This window comes from Paenarthrobacter sp. AT5 (assembly GCF_032764245.1).
Lineage (GTDB): Bacteria > Actinomycetota > Actinomycetes > Actinomycetales > Micrococcaceae > Arthrobacter > Arthrobacter ureafaciens.
Genome location: NZ_CP136441.1, coordinates 3,110,510 through 3,136,457, shown reverse-complemented (window position 1 = coordinate 3,136,457; position 25,948 = coordinate 3,110,510). Strand labels below are relative to the sequence as shown.

Below are 25,948 nucleotides of genomic sequence, written 5' to 3'. Positions count from 1 at the left end.
ACTACGGACGACATCTGCTATGTGGAAAACGAACGGCGGCACCGGCGGAGCTACCTTGATACGAACGCTGTGTACGTCTCCGCTAAGATGAAACTCGTTGTCCCGTGTGCTCAATGAGGAAGGACCTTCACCGGTGATAGTGGTTGCAGAGACCGCCGATGTTTCAGACGAGGCGGTAATTGGTGATGGATCCAAGATCTGGCATCTGGCCCAAGTCCGCGAGAAGGCCGAACTCGGTGCCAACTGCATCGTTGGGCGCGGCGCCTACATTGGTACCGGAGTAAAGATGGGGGATAACTGCAAGGTCCAGAACTATGCGCTGGTTTACGAGCCGGCTGAGCTGGAAGCGGGTGTCTTCATAGGCCCTGCAGTGGTGCTCACCAATGACACCTTTCCGCGCGCAGTCAGCCCGGACGGAAGCCTGAAGAGTGCCCATGACTGGGAACCCGTTGGAGTCACCATCCGTGAGGGTGCCTCCATCGGTGCGCGCGCCGTATGCGTGGCTCCGGTAACCATTGGGCGCTGGGCTACCGTCGCGGCCGGGGCAGTGGTGGCCAAGGATGTCCCCGACTTCGCCCTGGTGGTAGGTGTTCCTGCCAGGCGGCGCGGATGGGTTGGCAAGGCCGGCTTCCCGTTGGAACGCCGCGGTGAAAACTGGGTCTGCCCCGAGACCGGCGCCACGTATGTTGAACAGAACGAAACCCTTCGAGAGGTAGAGGCATGAGCCCCGAATTCATTCCCCCGGCCAAACCGATCATCGGTGACGATGAGGCCAAAGCCGTGCAGGCGGTGCTGGCCTCCGGGCAGCTGGCCCAGGGCTCCGAAGTTGCATCCTTCGAGCAGGAGTTTTCCCAGGTTCTCTTGGACGGGCGGGCGGCCGTAGCGGTCAACTCCGGAACTTCCGGCCTGCACTTGGGACTCCTGGCTGCGGGAATTGGTCCCGGTGACGAGGTAATTGTTCCCTCGTTCACGTTTGCGGCCACCGCCAACTCCGTCGCCCTGACCGGAGCTACTCCGGTTTTCGCGGACGTTGACCCTGACTACTACACCCTGGACGCAGCCTCCGTTGAGTCCAAGATCACCGATCGCACGGCGGCAATCATGCCCGTGCACCTCTACGGCCACCCGTTCAACGTTGATGCCATTGGGGCAGTCGCCGAAAAGCATGGAGTAAAGGTATTCGAGGACGCCGCCCAAGCTCACGGGGCATCGGTGAACGGCCGTAAGGTAGGCACCTTCGGTGACTTCGCCATGTTCAGCCTTTACCCCACCAAGAACATGACCTCCGGGGAAGGCGGCATGGTCAGCACAGGCCTGGCCGACGTCGAACGTCGCCTTCGCCTTCTGCGGAACCAGGGCATGGAACGCCAGTATGAAAACGAGCTGGTGGGCTTCAACTGCCGTATGACAAACATCCACGCAGCGATCGGCCGTGTCCAGCTGACCAAGGTTGACGGCTGGACCAAGACCCGGCAGGACAACGCAGCCTTCTTCGACGCCAATATTGAAGGCGTCACCACGCCGAAGGTCGCCGAAGGATACGCGCACGTCTACCACCAGTACACCATCCGGATTGCCGATGACCGCGACGGTTTCGCCAAGGCCCTTCGCGAGGAGTACCAGGTTGGTTGCGGTGTGTACTACCCCATTCCCAACCACCGCCTTGCGCCGTTCCAGACGTCGGACGACCTCCCGGTCACGGAAGAGGCTGCGTCCCACGTGCTCTCGATCCCCGTGCATCCCTCCCTGAGCCAGGATGACCTGGAACGCATCGTTGCTGCCGTCAACGCTGTGGCGAAGGCAGGCAGCTAGTGGCTAATCTTCGCGCAGGCCTCATTGGCTTGGGCATGATGGGCCGCCATCATGCCCGGGTTATCCGCGAGCTCGAAGGCGTCGACCTCGTCGCGGTGGCAGATTCATATGGCGATCCGCACAACGTAGCCGACGGCTTGACAGTCCATGGCTCGGTCGAGGAACTCATTGCGCAGGGGATCGACATGGCAGTTGCCGCCGTCCCCACGATTTTGCATGAGGAAGTTGCCCTGCAGCTGGCTGAGGCCGGAGTCCACTGCCTCGTCGAGAAGCCGATTGCCAATGACTCGGCGTCCGGACGCAGAATTGCTGAAGCGTTCGAGTCCAAGGGCCTCATCGGTGCCGTTGGTCACATCGAACGCTTCAACCCCTCGTTGCAGAGCCTCCGCGAGCGGCTTGAGAACGGTGACCTGGGCGAGGTTTACCAGATCAGCACGCGCCGGCAGGGACCGTTCCCGGCTCGTATTGCGGATGTTGGCGTCGTGAAGGACCTTGCCACCCACGACATCGACCTCACGGCTTGGCTGGCACAGAGCAACTTCGTCAACGTCGTGGCGCACACAACTTCCCGAAGCGGCCGTGACCATGAAGACATGGTGACCGCGATCGGCCACCTCAAGAGCGGAGTGGTCACCAACCACATCGTGAACTGGCTCTCGCCCATGAAGGAGCGCACCACCGTTGTCCTCGGTGAGCGGGGTGCTTTCATTGCCGATACGATCTCGGCAGACCTGACGTTCGTGGAGAACGGCACGTTCCAGACCGACTGGGATTCCATCGCCGCCTTCCGCGGCGTATCGGAAGGTTCGTCCACGCGCTTTGCGCTTGCCAAGCGCGAGCCGCTGAAGATGGAGCATGAAGCGTTCCGGGACGCTGTTCTGGGCAAGTCCCTGAACATCGTGACCATGGCCGAGGGTCTTGAAACCCTTCGCGTCGCGGAGGCCGTTTTGGACTCCGCAAAGTCGGGTACCGTCGTCGCGCTTTAGCGATTATCCCGGGTTCGGGTTGTGGGGGAGGCCGGCTGTTGCCGGCCTCCCTTTCCCGTTCCGGCACTGCGCCCGTGAGCGGCCGGCAGGGCCGCGGATACGGGGAACCCGCGGCTCGTCGGGTAGCCTTGACCAGTAGACGTGGGCACTTCTGTGCCCGCACGCCAATACACAGGAGAGTTTGTGAACGCTGATCTCGTCGTCGTCGGCTCGGGTTTCTTTGGCCTGACCATTGCAGAACGCGCCGCTACCGAGTTGGGGCTGAAGGTCGCGGTTCTTGATCGCCGCCACCATATTGGAGGAAACGCCTACAGCGAGAACGAAGCCAAGACAGGAATTGAGGTCCACCGCTACGGGGCGCACCTCTTCCACACGTCGAATGAGCGCGTTTGGAACTACGTGAACCAGTTCACCAAGTTCACGAAATACCAGCACAAGGTCTACACCAGCCACAAGGGCGAGGTGTACCCCATGCCGATCAACCTCGGCACGATCAACCAGTTCTTCCGCTCGGCAATGAGCCCGGCCGAGGCCAGGGACCTGATCACGGAACAGGCCGGCGAACTCGCAGGCACCGATCCGCAGAACTTGAACGACAAGGGAATCCAGTTGATTGGACGCCCGCTCTATGAGGCGTTCATCAAGCACTACACGGGCAAGCAGTGGCAGACGGATCCGAAGGACCTGCCGGCTGAAATCATTTCCCGGCTGCCCGTGCGCTACAACTACGACAACCGGTACTTCAACGACACCTACGAGGGCCTTCCCGTGGATGGCTACACGGCGTGGATCGAACGAATGGCGGACCACCCGAATATCGAGGTCATCCTGAAAACGGACTTCTTCGATGACGGAGAGTTCGGCCGCTCGTCCGTGCTGGGACAGGTACCGGTCATCTACACCGGCCCCGTGGACCGTTACTTCGACTATGCCGAAGGTGATCTTTCCTGGCGCACTATCGACCTCGAAGAAGAAGTCCTTCCGATCGAGGACTTCCAGGGTTGTGCCGTCATGAACTACCCCGACGCCGATGTCCCCTACACCCGCATTCACGAGTTCCGTCACTTCCACCCGGAGCGTGACTACACCAAGGACGCCACCGTCATCATGCGCGAGTTCTCCCGGTTTGCGGAGAAGGGCGACGAGCCGTACTACCCGGTAAACACTTCCGATGACCGCAGCAAACTGCTGGCCTACCGTGACTTGGCGCGCGGCGAGAAATCAGTGCTGTTCGGCGGCCGCCTGGGCACGTACAAGTATCTGGACATGCACATGGCCATCGGTTCGGCCCTGTCCATGTTCGACAACAAGATCAAGCCGCACTTCAGCGGCGGCGCAAAGTTGGAAAGCGGTGGAGTGGACGCATGACCGCCACGACGAACGAAAGCCAGGAGACGAACATGACGGCGACGCAAGCCGAGGCTGAAGCAGCACCCCGGGAGAGCGATCTTCGCATCGTCCAGCGGGTGGTTTTTCCTGCTAACCGCGACCTCGATACCTTGCCGCTGTACGTGGACCCGGATACCAATAAGATCCGGAAGCAGGAAGAAAACGGTCCAGCCGTCGTGCAGGCCGTGGGCATGGCCCGCAAACTCCACCCGGAAGACATCCTGGACCGCGGCTCGGTCCAGGTCCGCAGGGGCGAGCGACTCTCCTTCGGCTCCTACTTCAATGCCTTCCCGGCAAGCTACTGGCGCAAGTGGACCATAGCCACCAAAACCGTGCTCCACATCGAGACCGAGGGCGAAGGCACAGTCATCGTCTACCGCTCCAACGCCAGGGGCGCTGCCCAGCGCGTTGATTCGATCCTGGTGGAGGGCAACGCTTCGAACGACTTTGAGCTGACCCTCGCACCGTTCGGTGACGGTGGCTGGTACTGGTTCGACCTGATTGCCGGCGGCGACGGGATGACTCTCAAGAAAGCCCACTGGGCCGTTGCTTCCGAAGGCCGGCCGCAGGGTAAGGTCACGCTCGGCGTGACTACCTTCAACCGTGCCGACTACTGCTTGGAAACCATCAAGGCGATTGACGCCGATTCGGGCTTGCGCGGGATCCTCGCTGAGCTGATCATCGTGGACCAGGGCAACAAGAAGGTTGCCGACGAGGATGGCTTCGACTCGGTGGCAGCCTCAATGGGTGACCAGCTGCGCATCATCAACCAAGGCAACCTGGGCGGTTCCGGCGGCTTTGCACGCAACATGTACGAGATGCTCGTCTCGGACAAGAGCGACTACGTCATGCTCCTCGACGATGACATTGAGCTGGAAACCGAAGGCGTCATGCGCGCGGTCGCCTTCGCGGACCTTTGCCGCAAGCCCACGATTGTGGGCGGCCACATGTTCGACATGTACAACAAGTCCGTCCTGCACGCGTACGCCGAGGTAGTGAACTTCTACAGGTTCCTCTGGGGACCGGTGGAGGGCCTGGGCAACCATGATTTCTCGGCTGAAGGGCTCCGCTCGACGCCGCTCCTGCACCGCAGGTGGGATGCGGACTACAACGGCTGGTGGATGTGCCTCATCCCCAAGGCGGTCGTGGAGGAGATCGGCCTTTCGCTGCCGGTATTCATCAAGTGGGACGACGCCGAATATTCGCTGCGTGCCCGTGCCGCTGGGTACCCCACCGTCACGCTTCCCGGTGCTGCCGTGTGGCACGTCTCCTGGGCAGACAAGGACGACTCGGTTGACTGGCAGGCTTATTACCACGAGCGGAACCGCCTGATCGCCGCACTGCTGCACTCTCCTTTCCCCAAGGGTGGACGGATCTTCCGGGAAAGCCTGAACACGGACATTAAGCATCTTGTGTCCATGCAGTACTACCCCGAGCAGGCACGCATCATGGCCCTGCGCGATGTTCTTGAGGGCCCGTCCAAACTGCATGAGCAGTTGCCCACCACCATGCCCAAGCTCAGGACGATGCGTGAAGACTTCGTCGACTCGCAGGTCAAGACCGATCCCGGTGCATTCCCGGAGGTCTTCAGGAAGCGCCCGCCCAAGAAACCCCAGACGTACAAGCAGCCGGGTGCCCTTGGACTTCTTCCATGGGCAGTAAAGACTGTCCTGAAGCAGACCATCGCACCGGTGCGTGAATCGGCACACAGCAATCCTGAGGCACATGTTGCCCACCAGGACGGCAAGTGGTGGAGCCTGGCGCACTTGGATAGCGCAGTGGTCTCAAACGCCGATGGAACGGGCGCATCCTGGTACCGGCGCGATCCGAAACTCGTTCGCAAAATGCTCGCCGAAACGGCACAGTTGCACGCGCAGCTCTTCTCCAATTGGGAAACGCTTCGTGCCCAGTACCGCGATGCCTTGCCGGAGATCACCTCCATGGATTCCTGGCGTGAAACATTTGAAGCTTCGGAGCCCAAACAGTAGCAATGGCCGACTCGACTGATACATATGCTGTTCCCGGGGTTGGTGCCGGGCTGCTGGACGTTTTCCGGCGCCGGTACCTCCTCAAACTGATTGTCCGCAAGGAACTCCGGGTCCGATACCGGGGTTCGGTACTGGGGTTGGCCTGGTCCTACGTCAAGCCACTCGTGCAGTATGTGGTGCTCTTCCTGGCATTGGGCATCGTTCTCCGGGTGGGCGACCAGATCCCGAACTATGCGCTGTATATGTTCTCCGGCGTGATTGTGGTCAACTTCTTCACGGAGGCCTTCTCCAACGCAACGCGTTCAATCGTGTGGAACGCGCCGTTGGTGAAGAAGATCTACCTTCCCCGGGAGCTTTTCCCGGTGGCATCAGTGTGGGTTGCAGCGGTGCACTTCCTGCCTCAGTTGGTCGTCCTGCTTGCCGCGGCCCTGCTCAACGGGTGGCGACCCGACGCGGTCCAGCTGTTCGGGGCCGCTCTGGGCTTTGTGATTGTTGCCGTCACGGCTACGGGCCTTGGCTTGCTGGCAGGTGCCATCAACGTTTTCTTCCGTGATGCCGAAAACATCGTCGACATGCTCATGATGGTGGTTACGTGGACTTCTCCGGTCCTTTACGACTGGACCATGATCCGTCGCCTGGCTCCTGACTGGGCGCTGACGATCTACCAGCTGAACCCGGTGACGGTGGCCGTGGAGCTGTTCCACTGGGCATTCTGGTACCCGACGGTGACCAAGCCTGTAGAGCTGCCTCCGCACCTGTTGCTGACCGGCTTCGCCGGTCTTGGCATGGCGGCCCTGTTCCTTATCATCGGCCAGCTGGTGTTCCGCCGGCTTGAGGGCCACTTCGCGCAGGAGGTCTGAGTGGGCGCCGCAATTATCGTCAAGAACCTGAAGAAAACCTTCAATCTGCGGCACTCGCATTCCATGAAAGAGACGCTGGTGTGGCTCGCCAAGGGGCGCAAGGGGGACCTTTCCAAGAAGTTTGACGCCCTTCACGACGTCAGCTTCGAGATCCAGTCCGGCGAGACAGTGGCACTGTTGGGGTTCAATGGTTCAGGCAAGTCCACGCTGCTGAAGCTGATCTCCGGCGTCATCCTTCCGGACAAGGGCACAGTCCGAACGAAGGGAAGGGTCGCGGGCCTCATTGAGGTCGGCGCTGGATTCCACCCTGATTTGTCCGGTCGCGAGAACGTGTTCCTGAATGCAGCCATCCTTGGGATGACCGAAGACGAAATCAACGCCAAGTTTGATGAAATCGTGGCGTTCTCGGAAATTGAACAATTCATCGACACTGAGGTGAAGTTCTACTCCTCGGGTATGTTCCTCCGCCTCGCGTTTGCGGTGGCGGTGCACACCCAGCCGGATATCTTCCTCGTGGACGAAATTCTGGCCGTCGGTGATGAGCCCTTCCAACGCAAGTGCCTGGCCAAGATCAAGCAGTTATCTGATGAGGGACGCACACTGGTGGTGGTGAGCCACGACCTGGATATGATCTCCCGCATTTGTGACAGGGGAGTGGTCCTTTCTTCCGGTACCGTCCAGTTCGAAGGTCCAGCGGACCAGGCCGTGGCCTGGCTGAGGGATCGTAACTAACCGGCCTCCAAACGCCAAAAGTCGTCTGTCAACGGATGGCTAGTGGAAGCATCTAAGAAAGGCGACCGTAGGAATGGGTATCGGCCCGCTGCTGTTGTGTGTACTCCTGATTGTCGTGTTGTGGTGGGGGCCGGGCTGGCTGCTTGGTGAAGCACTGGGAATTCGTCGCACCGTCCTGCCCGTCGTGGCGCCGTTGCTTGGAATGGGGGCCCTGACAGTCATTGGCGTCACCGGCCATTCCCTGGGAATGAGCTGGCAGCTCCTGCCCGTTGCCGGAGTCCTGCTGCTGTTGGCCGTCGTGCTTTTCGCCCTTCGGATCTTCCTGGAGCGAAGATTCCCGGAAAGGTTCGGCACGCACGATCCGGGTCGCGCCGGGCTCTTCGGGAAGCACCACATCGCCGGGGCCTGGTGGATCCTGCTGGCCGGTCTGGTAGCCGGCGGTACCGTTTCCGCGGTCTCATGGACCGTGGGTACGGAAGGCCTCCTGGGCATCAACCAGGACTGGGACATCCCGTGGCACGCGAACATGATTCGTTTGATTTCGGTAAACCATGAATGGGACCCGGGGATTGCCGGCAACTTCGCCTACTACGACACCTCCATACCGGAGGCTCCGATTCGAAGCTATCCCATAGCTTTCCATGCACTGCTTTCTTTGGTATGGCCGTTTACCGGGGTCAGCCTCCCCGTCTTCCTCAATGTGTTCGTCCTGGTCATGATGGCCGTGCAGTTGCCTTTGAGCACGATGGCGCTGACCATGGTGCTGACCCGGCGGCCGATCGCGGTTGCTGCAGCAGGCGCGGTGTCAGGCTGGTTCACCGTCTACCCGTATGACCTCCTGTGGCGTGGGCCGTTGATTCCTTTCTTTGCCGGAATGGTCCTGGTGGGTCCCTTCGCGTTCCTGGCCATCAAGGGCGCCCTTGAGCGCCGCTACTTCTGGATCCCGGGCATCTCCTTCGGGGCCGTGGGCCTCATTGCGGTCCACCCCTCCTTGGCGTTCGTAGTCCTGCCGCTCCTGATTTTCTGGTTCTTGTCAGCCTTGGTCAGGAGAAAGGGCCGGGTTCTGGGGATCACGGTCTACCTGGCCGTCGCCGGGGTGCTGGCTGTTGTGTTGGGCGTGCCCATCATCCAGCAGATGCTCAAGGAGTCCGAACGCGTCTCCAAGATGATGTGGGCCCCGGATACCGACCGTAATGGCGCCATCCAAAACATCATCTTCCTTCACCACGGCTCCATCGCCATGCCCGTCCTGACTGCACTGGTGGCGTTGGGGTGTCTTGCGGTCGTTTTCAGGATCCGCATGTGGTGGTATTTCGGACCCGTTCTTGCTTTCGCTTTCCTTTCGGTTTACACGATGGGTAGCGAGAGCCCCCGCTTCCTGAACCTGACGGCGCCGTTCTATGACGACCAATGGCGGATCTTCGGGATTCTGGTCATGCTGCTGGTTCCTTTGGCGGGGTTGGGTGTTGCCCAGGCCGCGGAGGCAACTGAGTGGGTGGTCCGCAGGGTCCGCGCTCGCCGGCAGTCCCCTGAGGCCGGACGTGATGCTCGACGGCGGCCCAGTCGCCTCGTGGCTGTGGCAGCGGCGTCGGTGGTCCTGCTGGCAGCAGGTATTGCTGCCATTCCATACTTCAAGCAGAATGCCGAACGTATCAATCTCAACACCAAGGTGGACGGTCCCACGTTGAGCGTCGACGAAGTGGATCTGTTGAGCAGGATGGACCAGTACGTGCCGGAAGAGGCCACTGTCCTCAACGACTCCTGCGACGGCTCCGTGTGGATGTACGCCCTCGGAAACCGGATGCCCATGATCCGGCACTTTGAGATCTTGCCAACCAACCGGCAGTTGCTGGTGCTGCAGAAGCTCCCGGAGCTGGCCACGGATGCAGCAGCGCGTGAGGCTGCGGCTGAACTCGGCATCGAATGGGTCTACATTGCCGATGGCCGGATCCGCGCGTGGGATGAGCCCAAAGAGGGTTTGACCCAGCCGGACTCTATTCCGTACCTGCAGCTCGTTGCCCGCGAGGGCAATGCAGCACTGTACAAGATCGACTGGGCCCAGCTGCCCGGTGGCAAAGAAGCCTTCGATGCGGCCGCCAAGGATCGCGTCCAAGTCGATGGCGTTCCGGGAATCCTTGAGAACCGGAACCCTGACGGCATCGCCCCGCTTGGAAGGATCTGCTGACAATGAAGGCTTTCATCACCAAGTTCTTCACCTCCAGCCTGTTCCGGTTCCTGCTGATCGGCGGGCTCAGCTTCCTGGTTGACCTGGGGCTGCTGGCTCTGTGCTTCCAGGTCTTCGGGTGGCCGCTGTGGCTCGCCACGGGCGCAGGTTTCTGGGGAAGTTTCTTCTTCAATTACTTCTTGCAGCGCCACTTCGCCTTCGGCGGAGGCGGGACGGCCTTGGGCGGGGTGCTCCGGTACTCGGTCCTCTTGGTTTTCAACACCCTGGCCGTCATGGGAATCGTTGAGCTTTTCCAGTTCCTGGGAGCCGGCTACGTCATCGGTAAAGTAGTGGCGACCGCTGTCACCATGGGCTGGAACTACTTCATCTACAAGCACTGGATCTTTCCGCACAAGAAGCCTGTGCCGGATGCCGGCCACAAGTCCGGTGGAGTGTCCGAAACCGACGCACCACCACAGAACCTCACACCAAAGAGCAGCGAAGGATAAGCGATGTATCGAGGCGTTCGAATAGCCGCGGTCGTACCGGCCTACAAAGAAGAGAACCACATCGGGCAGGTCATCAAGACCATGCCGGATTTCGTCGATCACATCGTCATTGTCGATGACTGCAGCCCCGACGACACTTCGGGAGCTGCCCGGCGCGCCGATGACGGACGCGTGACGCTCATCCGCCATGAAGTGAACCAGGGTGTTGGCGGGGCTGTCCTGACGGCCCACAAAGCCGCAATGGAATTGGGCTCGGACATCAACGTGGTCATGGCCGGCGACGCGCAGATGGATCCGGAGTACCTGCCCCAGCTGCTGGACCCGGTGGTTGACGGCTACGGGTTCGCCAAGGCCAACCGCTTCTTCTCCGGCGAGTCCTTTGCCGGAATGCCCGGTTACCGGATCTTCGGCAACATCGTGTTGTCCTTTATGACCAAGTTGGCTTCGGGGTACTGGCACATCTTCGACCCCCAGAACGGTTACACGGCTATCCGGACCGAGGTCCTCCGCCGGCTTCCGATGAATAAAGTGGCGGCCCGCTACAGCTTTGAGAACGACCTCCTGATCCACCTCAACATCCTTGATGTCCCGATCGTCGACGTTCCCATCCCGGCTGTGTATGGAAATGAAGTTTCCAGCATCAAGCTGCGGAAGGTCATTCCCGAACTTCTGGCCATGTTGTTCGGCGGCTTCTGGCGCCGTGTCTGGTGGAAGTATATGGTGTGGTCCTTCTCAGCCGTTGCCTTGCTTCTCATCGCAGGCCTGGCGCTGATCGTCATGGGTCTTGGTGTCGGTGCCTGGGTGCTCGCGGCCAGCGTCGGTTCTCCGACGGCGGGGTCGGTGATGCTTGCTGTGGTGCCCTTTGTGCTGGGTGTCCAGATGTTGCTCGTTTCCTTGCAACTGGACATTCAGGCAAGTCCCGACAGGCCAACGATGCATCCCATGAAGGAACGTGCCTGACGCCCTAACAGGCTCCACGACAGCGAAAGGCCCGGACACACTGTGTGTGTCCGGGCCTTTTCCTATCCGCCGGGTAGTCCCCGCCGGGTTACGGATCGGCGGGAACTGCCTGCCAGGGCGTCATGGAAGGGAAGTAAATCCTCCCCAGCCCCAACCGACCTGGCTCCTTGAGAGCCAGCCGGAGGTTCCATTTCCGGGGTAGAGGAAGAGGCTGCCGCCGGAATCACGGGCCAGGACGTCGTTCTTGCCGTCCCCGTTGAAGTCGCCCGGTCCGAGGATCGCCGTCATGGAATTCCAACCGCTTCCCACTTGTACACGGCTAAGCCAGCCTCCGGTGCCGTTGCCCGGGTAGAGCCACAGCAGTCCGGACGTATCCCTTGCGAGGACGTCGGTTTTGCCGTCCCCGTTGAAGTCACCCGTGCTCAGGATGGCTGACATGACGTTCCATCCCGTGCCCACCTGCGAGACAGTACCGAAACCACCGGTGCCGTTCCCCCTATAGAGCCTCAGAATGCCCGACGAGTCCCTGGCCAGCAGGTCGGCCTTCCCATCGCCGCTGAAATCACCGGGAGCGATGATCATGGTCATTCCGTTCCACGCCGTCCCGGCTTGGACGCGTGGCTGCAGACCGCCGCTGCCGTTGCCGGGGTAGAGCCACAGGACGCCGTTGGAATCCCGCGCCAGGATGTCGCTTCGGCCGTCGCCGTTGAAGTCTTTGGTGGGCACAATCGACGTGAGCGAGTTCCAACCGGTCCCGATCGAACGCTGTGTGAGCCAACCGCCGGAGCCGTTTCCGGGGTAGAGCCACAGCGTGCCGCCATTGTCGCGTGCCACGACGTCGTTCTTGGCGTCGCCGTTGTAGTCCTTCCATGTATTGGCGGGAGGCACGGTCACTGTGTAGGCCTGGGTGACGATCGCGGAACTGTTGTTCGCTGGATCAACCGCAAAGTACTTCAGAGTCATCGACGACGTTAGCGTGATGGGGCTGGAGTACTTGTTGGCGGCCGTGGCCGTGGGATTCGTGCCGTTCGTGGTGAAGTAGATGCTCGATCCTGCTTCGTTGGCCGTCAACGTGATCTGCTGGTTTGCCGGGTAGCTTCCAGCAGGTGGGTTGACGGTCACCACGGGAGGCGTGGTATCGAGGACCGTGTAGGTCCGCGTGGCCACCGCTGACGAGTTGCCGAAGGCGTCCACTGCCAAGGCTTTGACCGTTGTGTTCCCGGTGATCGCGAACGGTGCAGTGTAGGCCTTGGTGCTGCCACCTGCCGCCGTTCCTGGGTTGGACCCATCCGTTGTGTAGTAGATGGTGCTGCCGGACTCACCGGCCGTCATGGTGACCAGCTGGCCCGAGGCGTAAGCTCCGTTAGCCGGGGTGATGGTCAACGACGGAGCAGTGTTGTCCAGGACGTAGGCCTGCGTAGCCACTGCTGACGAGTTGCCTGCCGTGTCCCGCGCAAAGTACTTCAGGGTCATGGTGGTCAGGGGGATTGGTCCTGAGTACACGGGACTGGAAGCTGTTGGCGTGCTTCCGTCCGTGGTGACGTAGATGCTCGCGGCTTCGTTGACCGACAGGGTGATGGTCCTGTTGGGACCGTACGTTCCTGCCGGGGGGTCCACCGTGACAACCGGCGCCGCAGTATCCGGCGCGAAGACGGTCACCGTTCGGGTGGCCGTGGAGGTGTTCCCTGCCTGGTCACGGGCTTCGACCGTGAACGTCGCCGGGCCACTCGGAACATCCGTGTACGTCTTGGGCGAGGTGCACTCCGTGAAGGCGTTCGATCCCAGCTTGCACCTGAAGCCTGCCACGTCGCTTGATGTGGAGGCAAAGACGAACGACGGCGAAAGGCCCACCGTTGCTCCCTCTGCCGGCGAGGTGATGCTCACCTGGGGCGCCGTCAGGTCCGCCGTGACCGTCACAGCGGCATCTGCGCTGACGTTGCCGGCCCTGTCCGTCGCCCGGACCCTGATGATGTGCTGGCCGGCAGTGGAGAGGGTCAACGTCTGCGCGTTGGCGCAGGGCGTAAACGTAGTTGTGGAATCGATGGAACAAGTCAGGACGGAGTCAGCTTCCGAGGTGACCCCGAGGACCGGCGATCCATTGACCGTTGCTCCTGCAGCGGGGGATGTGATGACGGGGGCTGCAGGTGCCGTCAGGTCGATGGTGAATGACCTGGAGACCGGCGTCCCCGACGGAGCGGCCCGGACGGAGAACGTGTAGGCGCCTGCCGCCAAGGCGGTAGGGGGCGTAAACGTTCCGTTGGTGCAAACCTGCCAGACCGGGGTGGCAGTGCTCAACTGGAGGCTGCATTCCAGTGCTCCTCCCGGCGGCGTCGAGGCCACAGTGAAGGTAGGCGTGGAGTCGTTGGTGAAGGCCGGGTTCGGTGCCTGGCCGCCGTTTGCGGCGGTCGGACCGCCAACGATGGACGGAACAACGCCGCCAAGGCTCAAGAGCCTGCCTTTTTGGGTCGGCTTGGCCGTCTCCAGCTGACCGGGGTCTTCCATCACCAGCAGCTTCCCGTCACGAATGTGAAGCCCGCCGATCTTGCTGAAGCCCAAAGCCCACTGGTTGTCCACCGTGTCTGTGCTCAGGTCGATCCGGGAGATCGTGTCTTTGCCCGCATCAGCTGTTGTGGTGCCGCCGCCCGTACCGGTGTACAGGACGAGGGGTGACTCCCAGTCGTAGTAGATGGCTGTCGGCTTGCCGACGTTGTACAGCGGCGAGGGGATATAGTTGGTGAGATCCCCGTCATCGGGTGCGGTGAAGACTGTCAGCCCCGAGGTTTCAGCGACATAGACCACGACGTTACCGGCGCTGTTGCGGTGCGTGGCGGCCAGTCCCAAGGCACTTGAGTTAACGGAGGCTATGTTTTCGATACTCGGATGCAGCGCCGTGGGGTCCACGATCTTGAGGATCATCCGGGCGTTGGCGAACGACACGTAGATATTCCCGTCAGGGCCGTCGCTGGCCGCATTCGGGCGAAGGTCGCCGTCGAAAATGGTCAGGCGGCTGTCGTACTCGAAGACACTGCTTCCGGAGTTCCACGAAGCACGCACCACTTCGGAACTTCCGACGGCGGCATCAGGAATGAAAGCGATCTCGTCACCGCTGCCCGGATTCCCCGGCGTCGGGTCCACCATGGCAGGGGCTCCCGGAAGCTTCGGTCCGTCATCGCTTCCGGCCAGGGTGCCTCCAAGGCAGGTGTTGGTTTCCAATCCGCCCGTAACAGCGCCGGAAGTCTCCGTGACACGGCAAAAACCGGCCCTGGCATCGGAGACCCAGATCCGGCCATCCGGATCGACGATGGATCCGGCTGCCTTGGTGAGGCCTACTGCCAGGGTCTGGCGCGCCTGGTCGGCTGCCGCGGGTCCCGCCCCCGCCAAGCCGGCAAGGCTCGCGGTGGCGAGGCTGGCCGCGGCCACCAGAGCGGTGAGCCTGCGACGGCGGTGCCCGTAGCCGCGGTTGGCCCGATCAGGGCGCGGGAGGGTTTTATGAGAGGTTCTTGAGCGACCGGCGAGTGCAAGACATGCCAAACCAAGCTGAAGAACACTGCGATTGCGCGTGTCCACCGAGGGATCCCCACTTCATTCGGATGCTCCCCAGCTCCGCATGCATTGGTTATTCGCCCCACGCCGTTTCCGGCTGCGTCTTAGTACATCTTCGACTCAATTTTCACATTTGTCACTACCGCATTTTCTGTGGACTTCGGTAAGCCCCGTCACGGCCGCGTCTTGACCCCTCGATGTACCGCCACGCACGATGGAGGTGGAGGTCACAATGCGCCGGCTCATGCCACTAACTGCTCTATCCCTTTTGCTGCTGACAGGCTGTGTGGTCCCGTCGCCGCAGCCATCGGAGAGCCCAACGCCGTCGGGATTCACCCAAGGGGAGACGACGACGCCGCCCGCACCGTCGCCGTCGTCCGTACCGCCCCCCGACGGCGACGGAAGCGACGACGGGCCGGGGGAGGATACTCCGGGCCGGTACGCGTACCGGTGCACCAGCCTCGATTCCTCGCCGGAGGTTCAGCTGTCGAGCCTTGCCGAAGTCTGGGCAGCAACGAACTACACCCGTATGGATTCCTGCGAAGTCACTTATCAAGGGCCGCAGCCGTTTCAACCTACGGAGCGTGAAGCCGAAGCAATCCAGGTGGCTTCCCGGGACGTCGCCGCAGAGGACGAAGTGAACGTGATGCTGCGGGTCCTGGGTCTCTGCACCAGGGTCAGCGACGAAGCCGGACCCGACGGTTTTGCCGGAGCTTCCAGGGAATCGCTGAAGGCTGCGGCCGACTTTTGCCCCGACGCACCGCAGGGCAAAATCATCGCCGCGTGGGCAGAGGGCACTCGTGTGGGGGACGGCAGCCACCGCGTTGGGGAGGGCCTGCAATCCGGCACCTACCAAGTGGTCAAGCCCGGTCCTTCTTCGGGGGAATGCGAGTGGTCGGTGAGGACAGACGCCGGCGCATTGACAGCCAGTGGAGGCTCCACAGACGCGGCGCAAGGGGTGCGGGTGGAGGACGGCCAAAACTTTACTAGTGACAAATGCGGAATTTGGGGGAAGATGTAGGGAGACGCAGCCGGAAACGGCGTGGGGCGAATAACCAATGCATGCGGAGCTGGGGAGCATCCGAATGAAGTGGGGATCCCTCGGTGGACATGCGCAGGCGCAGTGTTCTTCAGCTCGGCGTTGCAACGATTGCTTTGGCCGGTTGCTCAGGAACCAAAATTGATTCGTCCCAAACCTCCGCCCTTGACATGGCACCGGTCGTGGCAGGTGATGACAAAGTTGCCAAGGAGAGACCGGAACCGCTGGTGAGATACCAGTTCACATGCACGGCCGCTGACGGGAGCCTGATCGGCAAGTTCTCCAGCTTGGAAGAGGTGTGGGCGTCTACCCGTTACCTGCGCATCACTGACTGCTTGGTGGCTTACGTCGGTGCTGGGGCCCATGTCCTGACGGCGGAGGAAACTGCGGCAGTTAACGTCGCTGTGGCGGCGGGGGCTCCCGCCGGACAACAGACCGAATTGTGCCTCCGGATCATCCGGGCGTGCACCCGAACTGACCCGCGCACCCTCAATGCGGCACTGGCCGCCTACGGCGTCCCGATAGTGAAAGGTGCCCTGGCCTTGGCTCCTTTGGCGCCGCAGGCTGCCGTCTTTACCAAGTGGCTAAAAGCTGCCGGAGCGAAATAGAGGTAATTCCTGTCAGCGCAAAAGGGCGCGAACCCCTTTCGAGGTGCGCGCCCTTTTAGGCTGCCTGGAATTCAGGCCAATAATGAATTCATTGCATTGATGAGCGTGGTTTCCACCCCGTTGGCTCCTGCCTTGAAATGGGCCAGATGACCGTAAACGGTCATAGAGCCACCGGCAATTCCAGGAAAGTCCGGTTCCCACCCTCCCTCGTAGCTGCCCAAGGGCATAAAGGGCGGAAAGAATTCATTGCTGGGGATGTAGCAGCAGGACTCGTTGGCATAGCCGCCCACGATGATTCCGTTGGTACCGCCGTTCCGGCTTCGGAAATAGGCCGCGTAGCCGCTGACCAGTTCGCCGCCGATCATGGCGATCTTCAGCTGCGGGCTACCGTTGAACTTCCACACTTGGAACGGAGACGGGACCGCCGTCTTGTAGCTGTTGCTGTCGATGCGGCCGATCATCACCTGCGCGTGGCGCTGATACCACTGGGGCTGCCCGTTCGGATTTCCCAGGCGTGCCACATAGGCGGCCCGGACCGCTGCCAGGTTTCCCGCCGTCGCGGTGATGTCCAGCGGCAGCTGGACCTCCTGATATCTGGTCACCATGGGACCGCTGAGGGCCCGGCCTGCCGATTGCATCGCGGAGTTGACGGTAGCGCCCAAAGCGTCGCCGTGCTGGTCCCGCAGTTCCCAGCTGCGGACACCGCCGGGATCCTGGTCCCCGGCCGGCCCCTGGATAAACATGGCGAAGCAGTTGGGGTTGCGGTTCTCGATGTAGTTGCAGGCTCCCGCTGCAAAATCTCCGTCGAAAAGGGTACGCAGGCCGGCGCTGATCGGGTGGCAGCCATAGCTGAATATGACTGCGGCCGGGGTGCCGTTCCCACGCCGGGCGACGAGGACCGGTACTGCCGTTTCAGTGTAGGGGAGGCCCACCCGGTTGGCGGAGAAATTCTGTGTGGAGACCTTGTAGTCGAAGGTCACGGGCGTTTCATCGGCGTCCAGGGCTTCCTGCGCGAGGTCCACGATGGTGTCCTCAAGGTCGTCGCTGTAAGAACGCACCAAGCCAAGGTCCGACAACCCGTAAGCCATGTAGGGGTGCAGGGTATCAATCAGTGCGGGACCGTTGTGGGTATGCGTGGCCTGGATCAGGATGTCGCTGCTGGACCAGTCGGCCAATGCAAGGATCCTGGTCCTGATCCGCTGGTGCATGGCCCGCGGCAGCGCCAGGACATCCAGGCTGATGATGATGTGCGGGTGCGTGTCTTCCCAGATGAGGATGGCCCGTGCGTACAGAGGTTCGAAAGGGGAGCTGCTGGTGGCTTCCCGTCCGCCGTCCGTTGTCCCGTATCCCGCCATGTACGGATTGGTGCTCAGGGACGGCGTTATGTCAGCGCTGGCAGTTCCTATCCTAAACGCCATAAAAATCACTCCTTGATTGCGCGCTGCGGGATGATCTTCGTTTGCCCCCAAACAAAGCCCGTTTCCCGAATGCACTGAACAGCCAAAACGTGAGACCACCTTTATTAGACCACGCAATACCGGAAATTTGGCGGTTGAAAGGAGATTAATGCCGGGCCCTTGGATGGACCCGCTTTAAAAGGCGAAAGGCCCGTCCCTGGAGCTAATCCCGGGACGGGCCTGCACGGAGCGCCGGTGTTACCTGGCCGCAGCGGAGAAGATCGTCAGGCCATTCCAGCCGGTGCCGATTCTGCTGGGTGTTCCCCAGGAACCTTTGGCTCCGACGGGGTAGTACCGCAGTTCGCCGTCGGTGGTGCGGGCGATGATTCCGGTTGAACCGGCGCCGGCAAAGCTGCGGACCCCGCTGTAGCTGGAGATGATGTCCCAGCCGGTCCCCACGACTCGCGGAGCTTCGGTAACGAAGGCACCGGCGCCGTTGCTCCGGTACAGCTTAAGGTCCCCGCTGGGGGTCTTGGCCAGGAGATCCGCGTTGAAGTCCTTGTCGAAATCCAGCTGTGCGATATCCAGGCCTGACCAGCCGATGCCGATGGAAACGCCCGTGGACACAGTCTTCCCGCCCGGGTTCCTGAAGTAGTGGAGGCGACCGGTCGCGTCGTAGCCGACGATGCCCGGGTAGGGATCGGCCTTCTTCCAACTACCGACGGTCAACGTCCAGTTCTTCCAGTTGCTGCCGAGGGAGATCGGGTCACCGAAACCGCTGCCGTTTCGTCCCGGATAGACGGTCAAACGACCGTCGGACCACTGCGCCACGATGTCCAATGCCCCGTCCTTGTTCCAGTCGGTGACGAAGCCGGCTTTGAGGCCGCTCCATCCCGTCCCTATAAGGTCTTGGGGCGACAGCGCCGTGGAACCGGTTCCTTGGTACCGGTAGAGGTTGGCGTCCGGCCTTACGGCCAGCACGTCTTCTTCGTCGAGGCCCTGGGTTGTCTCAACGTCCAATGCAGCCCCGCTGATGAGGCTCGCATCGTTCCAGCCCAGGCCGATGAGACTGCGGGTGCCCCACGTTCCGGACGACACGGGGTAGTAATAGAGGTCTCCATTGACGGCACGTGCATGCAGGCCCTGGGAACCCGAACCGCTGAAGTTGGTGGCGGAGCTGACGGCACTCATCCCGGACCAGCCGCTTCCGACGACCCTTGCCGTTTCATTGAGGAAGCCGCCGACTCCGTTGGATCGGTATAGCCGGAGGGCGCCATCGGCAGTACGGGTGACCATGTCCTGGCTGCCGTCGCCGTCGAAATCAAGCTGGTTGAGTTGGTGCCCCCTGAAGCCTGTGCCGATCAGCGTTCCGTTGCCAAGCGCGCCGCCCCGGGTGTTCGAGTAGCGGTAGAGGTTTCCCAGATAGTCTTGGCCGATGACTCCGGGATAGGGGTCCTTCAGGTTCCACCAGCCCACCGTGAGTGACATTTCCTCCCAGCCTGAGCCCACCTGGACGGCTCCATAGAAGCCGCCGCCCGGGGCTCCGCGGAAGACCTTCAACGTCCCGTCGGACCACTGGGACAAGATGTCCTGGACGCCGTCCTGGTCCCAGTCCACGACGTATACGGCTGTTGCATCCGACCATCCCGACCCAATGGTGTACGGGCCGGTGATCTTGCCCGTACCGCTTGCCCTGAATGCGTCAAGCCTTCCTGAGGCGTTTGTGGTCAGGATGTCCGCGCCGGACTTGATGGCGGGATTGGACGGGTAGGAGACACCTCGGGCGAAAGTCCGCAGTTGATCGTAGCTGCCGTTGAAGATGTTGGAGTCGCCCTCGAAAGGCCCGGTGCTGCTGTATTGCCACATCGTGTAATTGCCCCAGCTCAGCGGCATGGAACCGGGAGTGTTGGTGGGGTTGGACCAGTAGGAGGCAATCCACAGCGGGTAGCTGCCGAAGGTGGAATTGCCAACGCACGTATTCCACCAGTCCGTGGTGCTGTAGATGACCGGAAAACGTCCCGTCAGTGCCTTCACCGTATTGCCGAAGTCCGCTGCCCACTGTCCGAGTTGGGCCTTGGACATGTCATAGCAGGTGTTGCCGAAGTAAAAGCCGTTGATGGTCCGGCCTGCGTAGGGGTTGTACTCGATGTCCAGCACCGGCGGAAGCGTGTAACCGTCGGCCGTCCACCCGCCACCGTTCGCCACGAAGTACCTGGCCTGGTCGGCGCCGGAGGACCAGTTGGGGATCGCGAAGTGGTAGGCGCCCCGGACCATGCCAACGTTGCGGGAACCGTTGTATTGCTGTGCGTAATTCTCGTTGAGGTAGTAGTTGCCTTCTGAAGCTTTGACGTAAGCCCAGCGGGAACCCATGTTCCATTGGCTCTGCCAGTTGACGTTGCCTTGGTGGGCGCTGACGTCCTGGCCTTGCACTCCGATCGTTGGACGCCAATGTCCGGGATCCGGAGCCATGGGGACGATGCTGCCGACTCCCCGTGACCCCGATGGGGTTGACGTGCTGCCCTGTTCCTTCGCCGCTGCCACGCGGGGCGATCGCTGGCCCATCTCCGCGCCTCCGGCGGGAATGGCTGCCCGCATGGCCGCTTTCATGGCTTCAGGGTCCCCAGGGCCGCCGGGCTGGCCCGGGTTTACTGCCTGCGTCCTCGCGTCCCGCTTGTGTCTGGCGGCAGAGTCCGGGGCTTCAGCGGCAGAAGGTTCGACGGCGGTGGAAGCCGCCGGTTCTCCGCCGACGCTTGCCCCCGGCCGAGGCGCGGCTTGCTCAGGGCTGCCTGGCCCGATGGGCGGATACTCCTGGTTGACTGCGGCCGACTCCGTGGTCTGCGAGGGGGGAGCAGGCCGGGGGCCCGGCTCAACTGCCTTAACGGGGCCCACGAGGAAGGTCCCGGCCACGATGGCCAAAGCGAGGCCTATCCCGGTCCTGGCCAGAGACCTGCGTGGAAAAGAGCGTACTGAGTTACTCGTCATATCCATTTTTCCGGCCTGTACCGCGGTTCCGCGGTAAGTAGTGGCTTTGCCAACAGGCTCCGGGGCGGGCGCCTGCATAAGGGACCAAAGGCCAGCTCCTATCGGGCATTACCCTAACACTCGGGAAACTGGAGTGACTAGTGGGACTGATGCTGCACATGGGACGGCCGCAGCCACTTATCCACAAGCTCCACCACGCCCCTTTTGAGCCGGTCCGCCGCTGCCCTAGCGTAAATATCTCGAGATACGCCTCTCGTTTATACGTTCCTGGTTGATGGGGGTTCCATGGATGCGCTGCGCATTATTGAAGGTGAGGTCCGCGAGCTCGTCCGGAGGCAGGGGCTGGATCCTTTCGAGGAAGCCGGAGAAGTGCGGCTGCTAGTTGACGCGGCCATCAATGACTATGGCCAAAGATCGCTTCTGGCCCCGTTGCCCCATATGGGTCCTGTGGACGTGGCACGCCGCCACATTTTCGATGCCGTGGCAGGATTCGGGCCGCTCCAACCACTGCTGGACGACCCCAGCGTCGAGGAGATCTGGATCAACGCTCCACACGAAGTCTTCGTTGCACGCAACGGTGAATCCGAACTCACTGATATAAGCCTGACCGGGCAGCAGGTCCGGGACCTTGTGGAGCGGATGCTCAAAACCTCCGGGCGCAGGTTGGACGTGTCCTCGCCTTTTGTTGATGCCGCCCTTCCCGACGGCTCGCGGCTGCACGTGGTCATCCCCGACGTCACCAGGAAGCACTGGGCAGTGAATATCCGGAAATTCATTGCCAAGGCGCGTAGGCTCGAACACCTCGTGGAACTGGGCAGCCTTAATTCCCAAGCGGCCAAGTTCCTCGGAGCAGCTGTAGCGAGCGGACTCAACATCCTCGTCTCAGGGGCCACCCAGGCGGGAAAGACGACGATGCTCAATTGCCTGGCCTCCGGCATCGGTCCCCGTGAGCGGGTGATCACGGTGGAGGAGATCTTTGAGCTTCAACTTCCCCTTCGGGATGTCGTCGCCCTCCAGTGCCGGCAGGCGAACCTGGAAGGCGAGGGCGAAATTCCCATGCGGAAGTTGGTCAAGGAAGCCCTGCGGATGCGTCCCGAACGCCTGGTGGTGGGCGAAGTCAGGGAGGCCGAAAGCCTGGACATGTTGATAGCCCTGAATTCCGGCCTTCCCGTAATGTGCACCGTCCATGCCAATTCGGCGCACGATGCCGTGACGAAAATCTGTACCTTGCCACTCCTTGCGGGATCGAACATCTCCAGCGCGTTCGTTGTTCCTACGGTCGCTTCCTGCATTGACCTTGTGGTTCATTGCAGCCGCCACACTACGGGACGCAGGCAAGTGACCGAGATTTTGTCTCTGGGCCGGCGGGTTGAGAACGGCGTGATTGAATCTTCGCCGGTTTTCCAGATGAGCGAGGGACGGTTGCGCCCCAGGGGGACCTCCATGCCCGCGCCGGAAAAGTTCGCGAGAGCAGGCTTCGATGTTGCCGAACTGCTGGAACTGAACTGATGGCGGCGTTGCTGGGGCTGTCATGCGGGGTGGGAGTCTTCCTGATGTGGTGGTCGGCGTGGTCCGTCCCCGGAACCGGAGTAGCCGCCCCCAAGGGGCCGGGTCGATTCGAACTCCTGCTGCTCTCTGCGGGGATTGAGAAGGTTTCGGGAGCAGGCCTCATCATCAGCTGCGCAGGGTTGGGCTTGGTGGTCATGCTCCTGTTCTTCGCAGGGACGGGCTCGCCCGCTGTTGCTGCATGCTTCGGATGTTTTGGCGCATGGCTACCCGTTGCGGTGGTTCGGAGACGGGCCAAGAGGCGGCGATCCAGCCTGCGGCAGGTTTGGCCCGACGTCGTAGACCACCTGCGTTCCGGCATCCGGGCAGGTCTGTCCTTGCCCGACGCCTTGGTTCAACTCGGCTACAAGGGGCCCGAAGAAATACGGCACCTGTTTGTTGATTTCGCCGCAGATTACAGGTCGGGCGGACACTTTGAACCTGCATTGGACAAGCTCAAGGAGCGGCTTGCGGATCCGGTTGCGGACAGGATTGTCGAAGCACTGCGGATGACACGGGAAGTCGGTGGCTCGGACCTGGGCCATATGCTGGGCACCCTTGCTGCTTTCTTGCGCGAAAGCAGCCGGACCCGGGGTGAGCTTGAAGCCAGGCAGTCGTGGACCGTGAACGGAGCAAGGCTCGCCGTGGCGGCTCCTTGGATCGTGCTGGTGGTGATGGCCGGGAGGCCGGAAGCAATGGCGGCGTACAACTCCGGCACCGGAGCCGGAGTGCTTCTGGGCGGACTGGCAGTGTCGGTGGCCTGTTACTCACTCATGCTACGGATCGGTGCCTTGCCAGAAGATGTCAGGGTGCTTCGATGACGGCCGCTTTGGGTCCAGCGGTCGCTCTTGGCTTCCTGTTGGGGGCAGGATCCTGGCTTGTCATGGTGAGGTTGCCTTTCATGCGGAAGCCAACTTTCCAGGACAGGGTGGAGCCGCAACTAAGGGCCCATAATCTCCACTCCCGTCTCCTTCGCCCGATCGGCCGGGATGTTGCACCCTTTGGGCCTTTGGAGCGCATCCTGCGGCCGGTGGTTCGCGAGGGGCTCGGCTTGCTGGCTCGTTTCGATCCCGGCGGGACCGCCCTTGCGCGCAAGCTGGCCCGGGCAGGTGCCGCGAAGTCAGTGGTCGACTTCAGGGCCGAGCAATTGCTGTGGGCGACCGGCGGAGTCCTGCTTGCGGTGCTCGGGGTCCTGGCGAGCGCGGTTTCCGGAAGGTTCCTCCCCCTCGCAGCGCTGATTGCCGTTGCGGGCAGTGCTGCGGGCGGGTATTTGCTGCGGAGCTTTGTCCTGGACCTGAGGATAAAGAGGCGCGAGGCGGCGTTTTTGGCGGAGTTCCCGGGTGTTGCCGAGCTGTTGGCACTTGCAGTGGCGGCGGGTGAAAGCGCACTCAATGCGATGGAAAGGATCTGCAGGACGTCCAACGGGGAACTCGCCAAGGAGTTCGCTGAGGTGTTGGCCGACGCACGATCCGGCAAACCCTTCACTGAAGCGTTGCAGGCTTTCTCCGCAAGGACCGAGGTGCCGGCGGTAGTCCGCTTTGTGGACGGTCTGGTGGTGGCTGTGGACCGGGGCACGCCTCTGGCCGAGGTTTTGCGGGCCCAAGCGGCCGACGTCCGCGATGCAGCCAAGCGGGAGCTCATGGAGTCGGCCGGGCGCAAGGAAATCGGCATGATGGTCCCCCTGGTCTTTGGCGTCCTGCCCCTGACCGTCATCTTTGCGGCCTTCCCGGCCGTGGTCGCCTTGGACATCAGTCTTTGACGAGGCCCCACGACTCCAGCCGCAGCAAACAGAACTGATCACCATCACAACCAACTCATAGGAGTGACATGAAAAGAATCGAAGAGAACCACGCATCGGACCCTCGTGCACCGTGGACCCCGGCGGCCCGCCTTATGGTTGCGGCTACGACCCTTGGACAAAAGTTGGTCGGGTACGAGGAAGACCATCCCGAACGGGGCGACGTTCCGGGTTGGGTCATGATCACCTTGATGTCAGCGATCTTGGTTGCAGGCCTCCTGGCCTTGGCGTCTCCGGCACTTGAGGGCCTCTTCAACCAGGCCATCGCCAAAGTAGGCAAGTGATGGTTTGGGCGACGGGCGGGTCTCCTCCCACGGACAGCGGAGCACGGGAACGCGGATCCGCCGTCGTCGACTTTGTCCTTGTGGGGGGAGTGCTGACGCTTCTGTTCATGTCGGTCATCCAACTGATGCTGGTCCTGCATGTCCGAAACCTGCTGATTGACGCTGCTGCCTCGGGGGCCAGATATGGCGCACTGGCGGATCGGACCCCGGCTGACGCCGTAGCCAGGACGAACGAACTGATCGGCACGAGCGTCAACAGCGGGTTCGGATCCGATATCAGTACCAGGGAAGTCGACATTGAGGGTCGGTCCACACTCGAGGTGACCGTCAAGGCTCCATTGCCGATCTTCGGCCTGATCGGTCCTGGCCACGCATTACAGGTCACGGGCCATGCGGTCATCACGGCTCCACGTTCCAAGGCGGGGAATGCTGCGGCTGGTTGAGGATGAGACCGGCAGTGCGGCGGTTGAGTTCCTGCTCTTGTCTGTCATGCTCATGGTTCCTGTTGTCTACTTCATTGTCACCATCGGCCAGATACAGGCGGGCATGTTCGCAGTCGTGGCCGCTGCCGACCAAGCGGCCAAGGTCTTTGTGTCCGAACCGGAGCCCGGGCAGGCGCTGGCAGCTGCCGAGGAAGCGGTGGCCGTCGCGTTGGGCGACTATGGCTACACGGCAGAGGCAGTAACTGTGGATGTCTCGTGCGACAGGCCCCAATGCCCCTCGCCCGGGGCAACGGTGTCCGTTTCAGTCCACCTGTCAGTACATCTGCCCATGGTGCCGTTTGGGGATGTCTTGAAACTCGATGCTGCCCACTTGGATGCCTCTGCAACACAGAAGGCCGGCCGCTTCAGATGAGCCGGCAGGAAACCCATCCCAAAGAGGAGGGGCAGATAGCAGTGCTGTCCATTGGATGTGTCCTCCTGGCGCTGTTGACGGCCTCGGTAGTCATGGCCGTTTCCGCGGTCTATATAGAGCACAAGAAGCTTCTGTCCCTGGCCGACGGTGCCGCGCTCGCAGCGTCGGACACTTTCATGGCCGGAGACATGGAAGGTGGCGCCGCGCCTTCCGTGTCATTGGGCGATGAACGGGTGTCCGCTGCTGTCCAGACGTACTTGGCAGCCAGTGACGCCTATGCCCATCATGACCAGCTGCACATCGAACCGGGGACACGAAGCAGTCCTGGAGGAACTGCGCTGGTGACACTGTCCGCTGTAGCCCATCCGCCGGTGGTCAGCTTCCTGCTTCCTGAAGGCATCTACGTGGAAGCCACGTCAGCCGCGAGGTCACGGTTGACACAATGACGCCCGAACCGGGCCCTTCTTCAACCGCACAAGGCGTGAGCCGCCAATAGC

22 protein-coding genes are annotated in these 25,948 nt (G+C 61.8%); 19 read left to right on the top strand and 3 right to left on the bottom strand.

Features of this window, described 5'->3' with window-relative positions; translation table 11 throughout:
* Window positions 1–106: 106 nt before the first annotated feature.
* From RI444_RS14435 to RI444_RS14390, 10 genes are all read left to right on the top strand, one after another.
* Window positions 107–724, top strand: coding sequence for an acyltransferase (locus RI444_RS14435; protein WP_031216361.1), 618 nt, complete (start codon window positions 107–109; stop codon window positions 722–724).
* A complete protein-coding gene (locus RI444_RS14430; protein ID WP_021471882.1) occupies window positions 721–1,812 on the top strand; it encodes a DegT/DnrJ/EryC1/StrS family aminotransferase in 1,092 nt (363 codons plus the stop codon). Before RI444_RS14435 ends, RI444_RS14430 begins: the two co-directional genes overlap by 4 nt.
* Window positions 1,812–2,798 carry a Gfo/Idh/MocA family protein gene (locus RI444_RS14425; RefSeq protein WP_021471883.1) on the top strand — a complete coding sequence of 329 codons (987 nt, stop codon included), beginning with the start codon at window positions 1,812–1,814 and terminating at the stop codon, window positions 2,796–2,798. The genes RI444_RS14430 and RI444_RS14425 overlap by 1 nt, the downstream gene beginning before the upstream one ends.
* Before the next feature lie 183 nt (window positions 2,799–2,981).
* Window positions 2,982–4,166 (top strand): UDP-galactopyranose mutase, encoded by a 1,185-nt coding sequence (gene glf, locus RI444_RS14420; RefSeq protein ID WP_062097255.1) that lies wholly within the window; start codon window positions 2,982–2,984, stop codon window positions 4,164–4,166.
* Entirely contained in the window at window positions 4,163–6,175 is a 2,013-nt protein-coding gene (locus RI444_RS14415; RefSeq protein ID WP_069695173.1) for a glycosyltransferase, read from the top strand. Before glf ends, RI444_RS14415 begins: the two co-directional genes overlap by 4 nt.
* A 2-nt stretch (window positions 6,176–6,177) precedes the next feature.
* Window positions 6,178–7,035: an ABC transporter permease gene (locus tag RI444_RS14410; RefSeq protein WP_021471886.1), complete on the top strand. Its 858-nt coding sequence runs from the start codon at window positions 6,178–6,180 to the stop codon at window positions 7,033–7,035.
* Complete coding sequence (locus tag RI444_RS14405) at window positions 7,036–7,767, top strand: ABC transporter ATP-binding protein (RefSeq protein WP_021471887.1); 732 nt, start codon at window positions 7,036–7,038, stop codon at window positions 7,765–7,767.
* A 73-nt stretch (window positions 7,768–7,840) separates the two neighbouring features.
* Window positions 7,841–9,952 (top strand): DUF6541 family protein, encoded by a 2,112-nt coding sequence (locus RI444_RS14400; RefSeq protein WP_207604429.1) that lies wholly within the window; start codon window positions 7,841–7,843, stop codon window positions 9,950–9,952.
* A 2-nt stretch (window positions 9,953–9,954) separates the two neighbouring features.
* Window positions 9,955–10,440 carry a GtrA family protein gene (locus RI444_RS14395; protein ID WP_062097249.1) on the top strand — a complete coding sequence of 162 codons (486 nt, stop codon included), beginning with the start codon at window positions 9,955–9,957 and terminating at the stop codon, window positions 10,438–10,440.
* Between the two features lie 3 nt (window positions 10,441–10,443).
* Window positions 10,444–11,400 (top strand): glycosyltransferase family 2 protein, encoded by a 957-nt coding sequence (locus tag RI444_RS14390; protein WP_021471890.1) that lies wholly within the window; start codon window positions 10,444–10,446, stop codon window positions 11,398–11,400.
* A 120-nt stretch (window positions 11,401–11,520) separates the two neighbouring features.
* Here the strand turns inward: RI444_RS14390 and RI444_RS14385 are convergent, their stop codons facing one another.
* On the bottom strand, window positions 11,521–14,820 hold the full coding sequence (locus tag RI444_RS14385; RefSeq protein ID WP_242703035.1) for a chitobiase/beta-hexosaminidase C-terminal domain-containing protein: 3,300 nt from the start codon (window positions 14,818–14,820) through the stop codon (window positions 11,521–11,523).
* A gap of 367 nt (window positions 14,821–15,187) precedes the next feature.
* Here RI444_RS14385 and RI444_RS14380 point away from each other — a divergent pair, with 367 nt between their 5' ends.
* Window positions 15,188–15,964: a hypothetical protein gene (locus tag RI444_RS14380; protein WP_207604430.1), complete on the top strand. Its 777-nt coding sequence runs from the start codon at window positions 15,188–15,190 to the stop codon at window positions 15,962–15,964.
* 200 nt (window positions 15,965–16,164) lie between these two features.
* A complete protein-coding gene (locus RI444_RS14375) occupies window positions 16,165–16,590 on the top strand; it encodes a hypothetical protein (protein WP_242703036.1) in 426 nt (141 codons plus the stop codon).
* A 71-nt stretch (window positions 16,591–16,661) separates the two neighbouring features.
* On the opposite strand, the gene RI444_RS14370 is transcribed toward RI444_RS14375, so the two are convergent.
* The gene (locus RI444_RS14370) at window positions 16,662–18,008 is read right to left on the bottom strand and encodes a neutral/alkaline non-lysosomal ceramidase N-terminal domain-containing protein (RefSeq protein WP_021471894.1); all 1,347 of its coding nucleotides are present in this window, start codon (window positions 18,006–18,008) and stop codon (window positions 16,662–16,664) included.
* A 237-nt stretch (window positions 18,009–18,245) separates the two neighbouring features.
* Window positions 18,246–20,969 carry a GH25 family lysozyme gene (locus RI444_RS14365; RefSeq protein ID WP_316963821.1) on the bottom strand — a complete coding sequence of 908 codons (2,724 nt, stop codon included), beginning with the start codon at window positions 20,967–20,969 and terminating at the stop codon, window positions 18,246–18,248.
* Between the two features lie 285 nt (window positions 20,970–21,254).
* Between RI444_RS14365 and RI444_RS14360 the strand changes: the two genes are divergently transcribed.
* From RI444_RS14360 to RI444_RS14330, 7 genes are all read left to right on the top strand, one after another.
* Window positions 21,255–22,478: a CpaF family protein gene (locus RI444_RS14360; protein ID WP_207604432.1), complete on the top strand. Its 1,224-nt coding sequence runs from the start codon at window positions 21,255–21,257 to the stop codon at window positions 22,476–22,478.
* The gene (locus RI444_RS14355) at window positions 22,478–23,335 is read left to right on the top strand and encodes a type II secretion system F family protein (protein WP_207604433.1); all 858 of its coding nucleotides are present in this window, start codon (window positions 22,478–22,480) and stop codon (window positions 23,333–23,335) included. Before RI444_RS14360 ends, RI444_RS14355 begins: the two co-directional genes overlap by 1 nt.
* On the top strand, window positions 23,332–24,273 hold the full coding sequence (locus RI444_RS14350; RefSeq protein WP_207604434.1) for a type II secretion system F family protein: 942 nt from the start codon (window positions 23,332–23,334) through the stop codon (window positions 24,271–24,273). The genes RI444_RS14355 and RI444_RS14350 overlap by 4 nt, the downstream gene beginning before the upstream one ends.
* A gap of 134 nt (window positions 24,274–24,407) precedes the next feature.
* On the top strand, window positions 24,408–24,596 hold the full coding sequence (locus RI444_RS14345; RefSeq protein WP_031216367.1) for a hypothetical protein: 189 nt from the start codon (window positions 24,408–24,410) through the stop codon (window positions 24,594–24,596).
* Window positions 24,596–25,039 carry a TadE/TadG family type IV pilus assembly protein gene (locus RI444_RS14340; protein ID WP_062097239.1) on the top strand — a complete coding sequence of 148 codons (444 nt, stop codon included), beginning with the start codon at window positions 24,596–24,598 and terminating at the stop codon, window positions 25,037–25,039. Before RI444_RS14345 ends, RI444_RS14340 begins: the two co-directional genes overlap by 1 nt.
* The gene (locus RI444_RS14335) at window positions 25,023–25,451 is read left to right on the top strand and encodes a hypothetical protein (protein WP_139126771.1); all 429 of its coding nucleotides are present in this window, start codon (window positions 25,023–25,025) and stop codon (window positions 25,449–25,451) included. Before RI444_RS14340 ends, RI444_RS14335 begins: the two co-directional genes overlap by 17 nt.
* A complete protein-coding gene (locus RI444_RS14330) occupies window positions 25,448–25,897 on the top strand; it encodes a pilus assembly protein TadG-related protein (RefSeq protein WP_069695166.1) in 450 nt (149 codons plus the stop codon). Before RI444_RS14335 ends, RI444_RS14330 begins: the two co-directional genes overlap by 4 nt.
* Window positions 25,898–25,948 lie beyond the last annotated feature (51 nt).